Below are 11,792 nucleotides of genomic sequence, written 5' to 3' on the forward strand. Positions count from 1 at the left end.
TTTATTAAAAAAAAAACGGCGGTTTTTTACCGCCGTTTTTTAAAATAAGCTACCCTGAATGATGTCATTCTCAACCGTTACAACTTCCTGATGGGGAACATACCAAATATATCCTTTAACATTAGTGTGTCCCATCTCTTTTATCTTGTTCATATAACCTCTTACCTGCATTTGATGCTTAGAGGTTTCAGCTTTTCCGAACTTATAATCCACTACAATGGTTTCTTTGTCAGACAACATTACTCTGTCGGGGCGGCGGATGTTTTTGTGTAGAATGGCTACTTCAGGTAATATTTTATAACTTCCATTAAACCAGCTTTCTACTTCGGGGTGATCAAGCCATTTTTGCATCTTGTCCCGGATGACAATTTGTTCTTTTTCATCAATTTTGCCTTCGAACCACAATGTTTTTAAAGCGTCATCTAAATCTTCACGGGTTTCAATCATTTCAAATAGGTGGTGCATAATTTTTCCGTAGGTAAGGCCAGTTTCTTCTTTTTCATCGTCAAAATATTCATCACTCTCCAGATGGATGGCAATGCGCTCACGAAATGGAAATGTCTCCATGGGAGGCAATGGACAGGTATTTAAAGGACGCAGATTTTGAATGTTTTTTTCCTTCTCAGGTTCCTTATTATTTTCCTTTTCCCTGAACATGGTGCCAAGGTCAAATGTCTGATTAACAGCATCCCAGTTTCCGGGTAGTTCGTTGTGGTCAGATTCTCGTGCTTCAAAGTGAAACCACAGCAAATCTGATACAGTTCCTAACTCTTTGGGAGGTGATTTTTTCTTCTGACAAAATGCTGATAATGATAATTCTGCCCGGGTAAAGGCCACGTACAGCAGATTCAGATTATCGATGTACTGATGCATTAATTCCTCCAGGTATTCATCGGCAAAATGAGACTCCACCAGTGATTTTTCATAATTGACAGGAACCAGATCCAGTTCGTTAAAGGGAGCAGACCGGGGTTTACACCAGAGCAGATTTTGCAGTCGTTCATCATTCAGATCCCAGTTACAAAAAGGCAATATCACGGCCTTAAATTCCAATCCTTTCGATTTGTGGACAGTCATCACCTGAATGGCCTCCTGGTTTTCGGGTCCGGCGATACTTTCAAACTGGATGTTTTTTTCCCATTCGTCGATAAAAAGATTGAGGTTGGCCGCCTCCTGAGCCGAAAAACTATTGATATTGTTCAAAAGTGCCTGAATGTAAATGCCTTGTTCGGTCCTTATGTTTTCGGGTAAAAGGCGTGTTAACTCATCTGCCAGGTCATAAAGTGGAAGTTGCTGTTTGTTTTCAATAAAGGCCAGATGTTCTTCCCAGGAAGTGGTCTTTTCCGCGTTGTGAAAAACATCGGAAGCATCGAAATCCGTTAGCTCTGCTTCCCGAAGATTGCGTTCCCAATGCAGACGGATAAAAGCTTCCAGAACTTTATCATCCGGAGAGAGAATGAATTTAAGATGGTTGATGATAAAAAGCACGGCAGGAGAGCTGTTCAGTCTCAGGGTTTCATTACTGATTACGGGCAAAGGAGACTTGTCAGGATGATATTCTCCCGACAAAAGCGCATTCGTTATGGCAATGCCTTCTTTTTTCTTACGCACCAACACACAAATGTCTGATGGTGAAAACCCGCTGCTCAGCAACTCTTTGATTCTGCCGATGCTGGCTTCAATGGTCTGGTCCCGGAAATCGTCTTTGTTGGCTGCCTCCAGAAACTGAAAGGAGACGTGGCCTTCGTTATGCAGGTTTTTGGAGGCTACTTTTTGAGCTACATCGTGATAAGCTTCCGATATTTTTGTTTCAAATCCTGGAGAATCAGAAATATGACCTTCCGATTTTTGAATCAGTTGTGCCTGCAGTGCTCTTGAAATGTGTTGAAAGAAACTGTTGTTGAAAGCGATGACATTGGCACTGCTTCGAAAGTTGGTGTCCAGGGTGTTTATGCTCGTCCCAAAGGTGTCAAACTCCTTTTCCACCTGCCCGGCAAGCAAAGTCCAGTCGGAGTTTCGCCACCTGTAAATAGATTGCTTTACATCTCCAACGAGCATGGCAAAGTTGTTCTGAGCCAAACTGTTGTTGATGAGTGGTCTGAAATTGGCATATTGCATCGATGAAGTATCCTGAAACTCATCAATCATGTAATGATGGTAACGGGTGCCGGTTCTTTCGTATATGAAAGGAGCATCGTCGTGACGTATGATTCTGGTCAGAAGGTGATTAGTGCCCGACAGAAGAAAAACATTTTGTTCGCGTGATACTTCCAATATTTTTTGATATACATCATTGATAATGCCTAACGTGTAGAAGTTCTTTACAATAGCTTTGGCAGTTTGAAAGTCCTTTCCCTGTTGATTTTTGAGCGACACATATTGCTCCAGGAGGTTATTTAACCCATCATTATAGGCCCCCTCTATGGCCTTGTTGATATGCCCGGAATTGGTCTTTTTTTGCCATGCTTCAAGGTTGTTGTGAAGGGCAAAAATTTGGGCTTCATCATATTTTACTTCTTCACTGAGTTTCTTAAATACCAGGATCTTACTACGGCTTCCTCCATTGAAATCTTTGGAAATATCCAGATCCCATTTCCTGATGATTTCCAATCCCTTAACTCCAATATTTTTAAGTGATTGTTCATGGGTTGAAATAATCTTCTGAAGCTTTGAAAGATATTGATTCATGAAGTTACGGTCGCTCAGTTTTTCAGAGAGTGGACCGGCAACGGATTGATAAGCTTCTTTGAAAATTTCCTGGGAGAAATTACTTATTTCATTGTTGATGTTCCAGCTTTTTCCTTCTGTTATCTTTTTCTCTGCAAAATCAAGAAGCCATTTTTTAAGCGTTTCATGGCCTTTCATGTCCATTTCCAGAACCACCCGGTCGATGGCCTGTGTCATTACCGACTTATGGTCCAGTTCAGTTCTGAAGCCCAGTTGCAGGCCTGCATCACGGGCAAATGCTCTTATTATTTGCTGAAAAAAGCTGTCTATGGTGCTGACGGAAAATCGGGAGAAGTCATGAAGCAGTAACCTGAGAATAAATCTGGCACGTTCCCTGATTTTTTCTTCTTTCAATTCTGTTTCTTGTATCAGTTCGTCCAGATAATCAGGTTCTTTAATAGCAGGATTACCCAACTCAAAGAGTTTTTCCAGTATTCGGCGTCGCATCTCCGCAGTTGCCTTGTTGGTAAAGGTAACTGCAAGAATATTACGATATTCTGATGGTTGTTTGAATAATAATTTTATAAATTCACGGGTTAATGTAAATGTTTTTCCCGAACCGGCGGATGCTCTGTAAATGGTAAGTTGTGACATAATTTGCCTGATGTTTTTCTACATGGTAAAAATAACAAAACAGGCCGGTTTCAGGAAAAAAGAACTCCTTATTTATCGGAATGGCACTACTCATTTGCCCCGGATGTAATCCAGTTTATGACTTCAGCATCGTCGGGTTTTGTTTTGGGAGGTATTACTTTCTCAAGTTTACCGTCGGGTCCAATAAGATATTTTTGAAAGTTCCATTGTACGTTACTATCTGCTACTCCGTTTTTGGTTTTTTGAGTAAGCCATTGATAGAGGGGATGCTGATCGTCGCCTTTAACACTGATTTTTTCCATCATGGGAAAGGTCACACCATAGTTTAACTGACAAAATTCTGCTATTTCCTCTGCAGTTCCGGGCTCCTGATTCATAAAGTTATTGGCTGGAAACCCGATAATTTCAAAGTCTTCACCACCGTATTGCTCATAGATGGCTTGTAATTGTTCATATTGCGGTGTTAATCCACATTTGCTGGCGGTGTTCACTACCATTACTTTTTTACCCCGAAGAGCATTCAGGTTGAATGTTTCTCCCTGCAGGGTCTTAACAGAAAAGTCGTAAAACTTTGTCTGGCTCTGGGCTGCTGCCATCCCCAGACTCAATAAAATAAGGAAAAGTGTGGTTTTCATCCGTTTAAAATTTTGTAATTATCCTACAAATTTAATTCAGTTATGCTTACTCCTGAATCAGTTTTCTAATCTGCACTATCGTGTGTAAACTAATACTATGGTCACACCAAAGTTTTGCTTTAAATTAACACTTGGATAGGAAAATAGTTCTCTCTTTTGCTATTCTGGCAATGTATTCAATGGTGAAACGAATTAGTGTTTGTCTATAAAGTCCAACTTCTGCGTTGTTGCTCAAAATCTAAATCCTCAAATACAATAGTATTCTGCGGTTTAGATTTTTCACACGCCTTGAATTTGAACTTTCTATTTCAAACACGTGAAAAACGCTATAGTTTATGGATAGGCACGAATTAATGTTATTAAGTGGTTAGCGTTCCTTTTTTGATTCTCCTGTCATTGTTTTTAAATTTGCTCAGAAACAGACAGCTAAAACCGGATAATTTTGAAGATAACTTTGCTTGGAACAGGCACTTCTATGGGCGTGCCAATGATTGCCTGCAATTGCGCAGTATGTCGCTCTGCAGATTCCAGAGATAAACGTACCCGGTCATCAGTGAAAATTGAATATGATGACCGGATTATTGTAGTAGATGCCGGACCCGATTTCCGGCAGCAAATGCTGGCTTCTGGTACACAACGTTTGAATGCCATTCTTTTTACGCATGAACACAAGGATCATACCGCTGGTCTTGATGATGTAAGAGCCTTTAACTGGATCAACAGAGAACCTTCTCATTTATATGGCGAGAAAAGGGTTTTGGATGCACTGAAACGGGAATATTCCTACGCCTTTAAAGCTAAGGATGAGCGGTATCCGGGAGTGCCGGAGTTGTTGTTGAACGAGATTGATTTAAACCCGTTTGTTGCTGCCGGTTTGACGGTGCAGCCCATTCGTGTTTTTCATCACAAAATGCCTGTGCTGGGATTCAGAATAGGGGATTTCAGTTATATTACCGATGGAAGTTTAATTCCTGATGAAAGCATGACACTGATTCGTAACAGCAGGGTTTTGGTAATTAATGCTCTCCGGATTGAGCCACATATTTCACATTTCAGCCTGAGTCAGGCTTTGGAGGTTATTGAAGAATTGCAGCCTGAGCGGGCATACTTAACCCACATCAGTCATCACCTTGGCTTTCATGAAGAGGTATCAAAAAAACTGCCTCCCAATGTATTTTTGGGGTATGATGGTCTTGAAATTGATATTTAGTGTTTGTCTATAAAGTCCAACTTCTGCGTTGTTGCTCAAAATCTAAATCCTCAAATACATTAGTATTCTGTGGTTTAGAATTTTCACACGCTTTGAATTTGAACTTTCTATCTCAAACACGTGGAAAACGCTTAGTTTATGGACAGACACTATTTAGCCTGAACTATTCATAAATTATCTATTACAATGTTCAACTACCGGCTAAATACAGGCGTCCTCAATAAAATTGACTTGAAAATAAATTTTTATTCCCTTCATCAATTTTCTTTGCGGTTGCTCGTATTTATTGGTATACTGTATTCAATATAAGAGCGGTTGGTTACATCACCTCTTAAGGGTTCTGAGAAAAAGAGTAACCGTGCTTAGTGCCAGGGCCATAAATACCAGTCCCACAATCCACAAGGCTTCGGAAAGTGACAATGTATCACTTATCCAGCCAAACAGGGGGGCCATTACAGCAAAGATAGCCCGGATAAGCAGACTGCGCACTGAGAGCACTGTGGCGCGAATGTCGGATGGAGTGATCTGATTAATATAGTCTTTTAAAACGGGGGTGGCAATTCCCCGTGCCATATAAAATATGGCAAGTACGGGCAGGAAAAATATGGCTGTATGAGTGAAGCCTGCTGCAATGAATCCTCCTGTAATAATGATGCTGGTGCTTAAAACAGTTACCTTTTTTCCCATTTTTCGTTCCAACTTTGATGAAAAAAGAGTTACCGTACCTACCAGAAGGTTCAGTCCGGTAGCTGTCCCTCCAATAAACAATTCGGTGAAACCAAATTCATGGAGTTTTAGCTGATAAACCCATGCCATGGTTAATGTGGAAGTGCCTATGATTGAGGAATAAATGAGGTTCCATCTCAATCGGTTGTTCTTTATTAAGGCATATTTTACCACGTTCAGAATATCGATGAATCCGGGGCGTTTTCGTTTTTCAATTCGCGGAGGTTCCAGTAAGGTTAGTGCTGCCGGAATTCCGATGAATGCAATACCGGTTTGAAAATAGAAAGGCAGATGAAGACTGATTTCAGCCAATGCTCCACCGGCCAGTCCTGCCAACGCTTCAGAGTAATTTCCAATGGAAAAATTGAGTCCTTCGTATTTTAGATATTTATGACTTTTCCCGTCGGCTTTAAGAGAATCGAAAAGCATAGCCGAATCTGACCCTGAGATAAAACTCTGACCTATACCCAATGTCATTTCGGCGGCCATGAAAATCCAGTATCCTGTGCCCACCGAATAAAAAATAAATCCCATGGTACCCAGTATTGTTCCCAATATCAGAGTGAATTTACGTCCCAGAATATCAGCCAGATACCCGGATGGAACTTCAAATATTACAATGCTGATGCTGTAAATGGCCTTGAGTTGAAATGCTTCTTCATGGGTAAGTCCGGAATCTTTGTAAAAGAGCATTATGATTGGCATGGTCAGCATAAACCATTTGGCAATCTTTATGATGTATAATCGGAGGATATTTCTGCTGAAAGTTCTGTGCATTGCATTTTATTTGCCCGCCAAAGGTAAAGAATTCACAAGTATTATAACAATTGGTTTCAAAAAAAGAGTTTTGCTTTCAATCAGTCAATAAATATTGTCGTAATAATAATAAAATGATAAAAAAAGTCCCCTAAAATTTTTTAATTGTAATTTAACCGTGTAATTTTGTAAAGAAAACAAAAGTTGACCTTGTATTTTTTTGTATTATGATAGATAATTTATTCATTCCCAGAGGGTACCGTCCTTTGTTGGATTTGAAACAAACTGAACATGCCATCACGGTCGTTAAGGATGCTTTTCAGTCCGGATTGTCTTCCGAGTTGAGACTGCGCAGGGTTACCGCTCCGTTATTTGTATTAAAGGGGACGGGAATTAATGACGATCTCAATGGAATAGAGCGGCCGGTCACTTTCCCGGTAAAAGATCTGGGAGACAGGGAAGCCGAGATTGTTCACAGTCTGGCCAAATGGAAGCGGATGGTTCTGACCGATTATGATATTGAGCCCGGTTATGGAATCTATACCGATATGAATGCCATCCGGCCCGATGAAGTGCTGGATAATACTCACTCAATATATGTGGATCAGTGGGACTGGGAGAGACACATTACGAAGGAGGAGCGCAATGCAAAATTCCTGAGAAAGGTTGTTCGGAGTATTTATGAGGTTATAAAACGTACCGAATTTATTCTTTATGAGAAATATCCGCAGTTGACTCCTTTGCTTCCTTCAAAGATCCATTTTATTCACAGCGAAGAGTTATTGCAGATGTATCCCGACCTGACTGCCAAGGAGAGAGAGGATGCTATTTGTAAAAAATACGGGGCTGTGTTTTTGAGTGGAATCGGGGGGGATCTCTCCAACGGAGAACCGCATGACGGCAGAGCTCCGGATTATGATGACTGGATTTCGGAAGATGGCGAAGGCTTTCAGGGGCTGAATGGTGATATTTTGCTGTGGAACCCGGTGCTCGAAAAAGCTTTTGAAATTTCCTCCATGGGAATCCGTGTTGATGCTGAGGCTTTGAATAATCAGTTGAAAGAAAAGAATTGTGAAAATCGCAAGGAATTCCTTTTTCATAAAAGATTGCTCAATGATGAATTCCCCCTGAGTATTGGTGGTGGAATCGGACAGTCTCGCCTGTGTATGTATTTTTTACGGAAAGCACACATCGGAGAGATTCAATCAAGTATCTGGTCCGATGAAATGAGAAGAGTTTGCAATGAAAACAATATTCCGATTGTCTGAATGTCGGTTTGTTTTAAATAATCACTAATTTCGAAGTATTAATCCCTGAAGTACCTGAGATAGGGTGTTTCAGGGATTTGTTTAACGCCGCTCCTACGGGCTCGCAGGAGCGGCAATATTAAACCTTGAAAACTATGAAGTATATCGTAGTATTGGCCGATGGGATGGCTGACAACCCAATTCCCGAATGGGACAATAAAACCCCGTTGATGGCGGCTCACAAACCGGTAATGGATGAGCTTTGTGCTCAGGGACAAACGGGATTGTTAAAATCGATCCCTGTAGGGTTGCATCCGGGTAGTGAAATCGCTAATATGAATATTTTGGGCTTTGATCCACGCAAATATTTTCCGGGACGGGGCGTTCTCGAAGCTGCTGCTTTGCAGGTTCCGATCCGAGATAATGAATTGGTTTTCAGGTGCAATCTGGTGACTATTGAGGATAATAAACTGATGAATCACTCGGCAGGTCATATTTCCAACGACGAAGCCGGTGAATTGATTACCTATCTTAATGCCAAATTGCATACTGAAGGAGTTCGGTTCCATCAGGGGGTCAGCTATCGTAACCTGATGATGCTGGAAGATGGGAAAACCGGTGTTTTTTGCAGGCCTCCGCATGATCATCCCGGTGAAAATCTGGAGGATTTGTTACCCGTTGCTGAAGGGGCAGCGGATAAAACAGCCAGGCGACTTCGTCTGTTAATAAAGCATTCGATTGAGATTCTGAGTAATCATCCTATTAACAAGAAAAGAATTAAAGAAGGAAAAGCACCGGCCAATGCTATCTGGCCCTGGTCGCCAGGTAAGCCCGGAGGATTTCCTACGTTTGAAGAACGCTGGGGGATTAAGTCGGGTGCGGTAATTTCTGCGGTTGACCTGATCCGGGGAATTGGTGGAATGGCCGGTCTGGAGAATATTTATGTAGAGGGAGCTACCGGTTTGTTTGATACCAACTATGAAGGGAAAGCAGCGGCAGCCGTTAATGCACTTCAGAAGGTGGATTTCGTATTCTTACATGTAGAAGCGGCGGATGAAGCAGGCCATGAAGGAGATAAAGATTTGAAAAAGAAGGTTGTTGAGGACTTTGACCGACGTCTTTTGAAACCCTTGTGGCAGGGCATTCAGGGGCTTCATGAGGATGTGGCACTGGCATTGTTGCCTGACCATCCAACTCCGTGTGCGTTGCGTACACATACCTCAGATCCGGTACCGTTTTTTATTGTTAAACCGGGATTAGCTTCGGATGATGTTCAAACTTTTGATGAATTTTCGGTAAAAGAGGGGGCGCTGGGGATGCTTTCTGATGGTGAGGTATTGGAGAAATTGTTTGAGTAACTTATTGTTAATTATTGTATCTTAGGTATATGCAATTTAAAAGTTTGGGAAATAACCGGCAAATCGTTTCATTGCCGGAAGCTGTTTTCAAAGGACTTGCCGATGATGGAAGTCTTTTTATGCCGGAGGAGATTCCGACCTTATCGGATGATTTTTTTGATAAATTACAGGAGATGTCTCTGTCCGAAATAGCTTTTTCTGTTTTGAAACCTTTTCTTGGTGAAGATCTGGGAGCTGACGAACTGAAAGAGATGGTGGAGAGCACTTTTTCTTTTCCCATCCCGTTGAAGCCGGTTGATGAACGAATTCAGGTACTGGAATTGTTTCACGGACCCACTCAGGCTTTTAAGGATGTGGGCGCACGATTTTTGTCGCGATTGATGAGTCGGCTACATCCTGTAACCGAAAAAAAAATGGTGGTACTTACAGCGACTTCCGGTGATACCGGAGGAGCAGTGGCACACGGATTTTACAAGGTTCCGGGTATCGATGTGGTGGTATTGTATCCCGATGGAAAAATTAGTCCTTACCAACAGAATCAGATGACCAGTCTGGGCCATAATATTCACGCCATTGCAGTAGATGGTGCGTTTGATGATTGTCAGCGTTTAGTGAAGCAGGCTTTTAACGATCGTAGTCTCAGACAGGATGTGGCGGTTACTTCTGCCAATTCAATTAATCTGGGACGTTTGCTTCCACAGATGGTTTATTATTTCCAGGGTGTTGCCCGTATCATGGAACAAAACGGGCAGAAACCCCCGGTTGTTTGTGTACCCAGTGGTAATTTTGGCAACATTACTGCGGCTGTGCTGGCCCACAGAATGGGACTTCCTGTGAAGCGTTTTGTTGCGGCAACCAATGTCAATGATGTGGTGCCACGGTTCCTGAATTCGGGAAATTATGAGCCAAAAGATACCATTGTGACTCTTGCCAATGCCATGGATGTGGGAGATCCCAGCAACTGGCCCAGACTTTTCGAATTGTACAATCAGGATACTGATAAAATAAAAAAAGAGATTGCGGCAACGGTGGTCAATGACAGGGAAATACAAGAGACCATAAAAACTGTTTTTTCAAAAAACAGCTATTTGTTAGATCCTCACTCGGCAACAGGTTATCTGGGTTTATCACGCGAGTTGAAAGGCGAGGAGTCCGGATTTTTTGTTTCCACCGCTCACCCGGTAAAGTTTTTGGAAACAATTGAGGCTGTACTTCCCGATGAAGCTCTTAAGATAAAGAGGGAGTTTGGAGATGCATTTGAGGCAAAAGGAACCCATGAAACCATGAATTCCTCTTACAAAGAGTTGAAGGAATACTTATTGAAGTTGTGAAATGTTGCTTTTTTTATATAAATTTAAGGTTTGGCCTGCTTTTTGTTTTCATTTAAACTCAAAAAGGCTATTTTTACAGCCGGAAGAAAAAGAGAAATCCAAACATTAAATTAGATTACGTTATGAAGTACTTATTGACAGTAAGTTTTGTGTTGTTTGCACTTGCAGGAAGTGTGTTTGCCCAGGATAAAACAGCGGCAGATTATAAGAATGAAGGAAATGACGCCCTGAGAAATAAAGACTATCAGAAAGCCCTTGAGCTTTATGAGCAGTCGGTTGCAAACTGGGAAGAAGGAGAACCTCTGGAAGATGCAATGCTTTACAATATGGCTACATCTGCCCGTCGTATTGAAAACTATGAAAAAGCAATTAAGTATTATGAAATGACAAAGGAGCAGGGCTTCCGTCCTGACATTTCTGCCTATTACATTGCTTTTTCGTACAATAAGCTGGATCAAGAGAAGGAAATGGAAAGCTTTCTTGTGGATGCCGTTGAGGAATTTAGTACAAGTAAATATGTAGGTCATATGAAGAAAATGCTTGTGACTTACTATCTTAAGAAAGGTTCTGAGCCCTATAATGAGGCTTCTCAGATTCTTGCCTCAGCGCAAAATGCGGATCCTTCTCAGTACGATGAGATCAATGCCCGTGCTAACGAAGCATTTTCGAATGCCAAACCCTGGTTTGAGAAAGTATTGAAGTATGATGCTGACAATGCCAGCGCTAAAGCTTCATTGCAGGAAATTAATAACAGACTTGCTCAATAAATCAGAGCATAGTTCTTGCATAAAAAGACGGGTGGTTCAATTTTGATGTTGAACTACCCGTCTTTTTTTATATCCTGCTTCTTTTACCTATCATATATACATAAAACAGATAAGATGTACACAGACTGAAAGCCTGGGGCAACGCCCATGCTATTGCTAAAAAACCGTCGCCTATTTTAAAACACAACCTCGCTTTGTTAAATTAGTAGTATGTATTCTCCGAAATGAAAAAAGTCGCGCTTTCAGAACGACTAATTTATTGACTTCGTCGAACTTCGTTTCATCAATTAATTTCTGATGACCGGCTTAAAGGGAAAGAATTTAATGCAATATTTATCATGTTTTGATAAATATTGCATACAAGGGGTTATCTATGTGCTTTGATAATCCTTGTCATAATCAGTTTGTTGTGAAACGGAGTTGTTTCATTAGGTACCAATG

8 protein-coding genes are annotated in these 11,792 nt (G+C 41.3%); 5 read left to right on the forward strand and 3 right to left on the reverse strand.

Going from position 1 to position 11,792, the window contains the following annotated elements; all coding sequences use genetic code 11:
• Positions 1 to 39 precede the first annotated feature (39 nt).
• Complete coding sequence (locus W7W_RS0105365; RefSeq protein WP_010662798.1) at positions 40 to 3,321, reverse strand: UvrD-helicase domain-containing protein; 3,282 nt, start codon at positions 3,319 to 3,321, stop codon at positions 40 to 42.
• Between the two features lie 86 nt (positions 3,322 to 3,407).
• Positions 3,408 to 3,956 (reverse strand): glutathione peroxidase, encoded by a 549-nt coding sequence (locus tag W7W_RS0105370; RefSeq protein WP_010662799.1) that lies wholly within the window; start codon positions 3,954 to 3,956, stop codon positions 3,408 to 3,410.
• A 442-nt stretch (positions 3,957 to 4,398) separates the two neighbouring features.
• Here W7W_RS0105370 and W7W_RS0105375 point away from each other — a divergent pair, with 442 nt between their 5' ends.
• Positions 4,399 to 5,166, forward strand: a complete 768-nt coding sequence (locus tag W7W_RS0105375) for an MBL fold metallo-hydrolase (protein WP_010662800.1) — start codon at positions 4,399 to 4,401, stop codon at positions 5,164 to 5,166.
• Between the two features lie 324 nt (positions 5,167 to 5,490).
• Here W7W_RS0105375 and W7W_RS0105380 read toward each other — a convergent pair whose 3' ends face one another.
• Positions 5,491 to 6,669 (reverse strand): MFS transporter, encoded by a 1,179-nt coding sequence (locus tag W7W_RS0105380; RefSeq protein WP_010662801.1) that lies wholly within the window; start codon positions 6,667 to 6,669, stop codon positions 5,491 to 5,493.
• A 206-nt stretch (positions 6,670 to 6,875) separates the two neighbouring features.
• Between W7W_RS0105380 and asnA the strand changes: the two genes are divergently transcribed.
• The 4 genes from asnA (at position 6,876) to W7W_RS0105400 (ending at position 11,351) form a co-directional block, all read left to right on the forward strand.
• On the forward strand, positions 6,876 to 7,916 hold the full coding sequence (gene asnA / locus W7W_RS0105385) for an aspartate--ammonia ligase (protein WP_010662802.1): 1,041 nt from the start codon (positions 6,876 to 6,878) through the stop codon (positions 7,914 to 7,916).
• Positions 7,917 to 8,050: 134 nt separating this feature from the next.
• The gene (locus W7W_RS0105390) at positions 8,051 to 9,253 is read left to right on the forward strand and encodes a cofactor-independent phosphoglycerate mutase (protein WP_010662803.1); all 1,203 of its coding nucleotides are present in this window, start codon (positions 8,051 to 8,053) and stop codon (positions 9,251 to 9,253) included.
• Between the two features lie 29 nt (positions 9,254 to 9,282).
• Positions 9,283 to 10,584: a threonine synthase gene (gene thrC / locus W7W_RS0105395; protein ID WP_010662804.1), complete on the forward strand. Its 1,302-nt coding sequence runs from the start codon at positions 9,283 to 9,285 to the stop codon at positions 10,582 to 10,584.
• Between the two features lie 122 nt (positions 10,585 to 10,706).
• The gene (locus W7W_RS0105400; protein WP_010662805.1) at positions 10,707 to 11,351 is read left to right on the forward strand and encodes a tetratricopeptide repeat protein; all 645 of its coding nucleotides are present in this window, start codon (positions 10,707 to 10,709) and stop codon (positions 11,349 to 11,351) included.
• The last annotated feature ends 441 nt before the right edge of the window (positions 11,352 to 11,792 follow it).

Source organism: Marinilabilia salmonicolor JCM 21150 (genome assembly GCF_000259075.1).
Lineage (GTDB): Bacteria > Bacteroidota > Bacteroidia > Bacteroidales > Marinilabiliaceae > Marinilabilia > Marinilabilia salmonicolor.

What these genes read in the sequence shown, in the direction of transcription:
- W7W_RS0105380 (WP_010662801.1), bottom strand. Translation starts at nt 6,669, where the DNA reads ATGCACAGAACTTTCAGCAGAAATATCCTCCGATTATACATCATAAAG.
- W7W_RS0105365 (WP_010662798.1), bottom strand. Translation starts at nt 3,321, where the DNA reads ATGTCACAACTTACCATTTACAGAGCATCCGCCGGTTCGGGAAAAACA.
- W7W_RS0105370 (WP_010662799.1), bottom strand. Translation starts at nt 3,956, where the DNA reads ATGAAAACCACACTTTTCCTTATTTTATTGAGTCTGGGGATGGCAGCA.
- asnA (WP_010662802.1), top strand. Translation starts at nt 6,876, where the DNA reads ATGATAGATAATTTATTCATTCCCAGAGGGTACCGTCCTTTGTTGGAT.
- W7W_RS0105390 (WP_010662803.1), top strand. Translation starts at nt 8,051, where the DNA reads ATGAAGTATATCGTAGTATTGGCCGATGGGATGGCTGACAACCCAATT.
- W7W_RS0105400 (WP_010662805.1), top strand. Translation starts at nt 10,707, where the DNA reads ATGAAGTACTTATTGACAGTAAGTTTTGTGTTGTTTGCACTTGCAGGA.
- thrC (WP_010662804.1), top strand. Translation starts at nt 9,283, where the DNA reads ATGCAATTTAAAAGTTTGGGAAATAACCGGCAAATCGTTTCATTGCCG.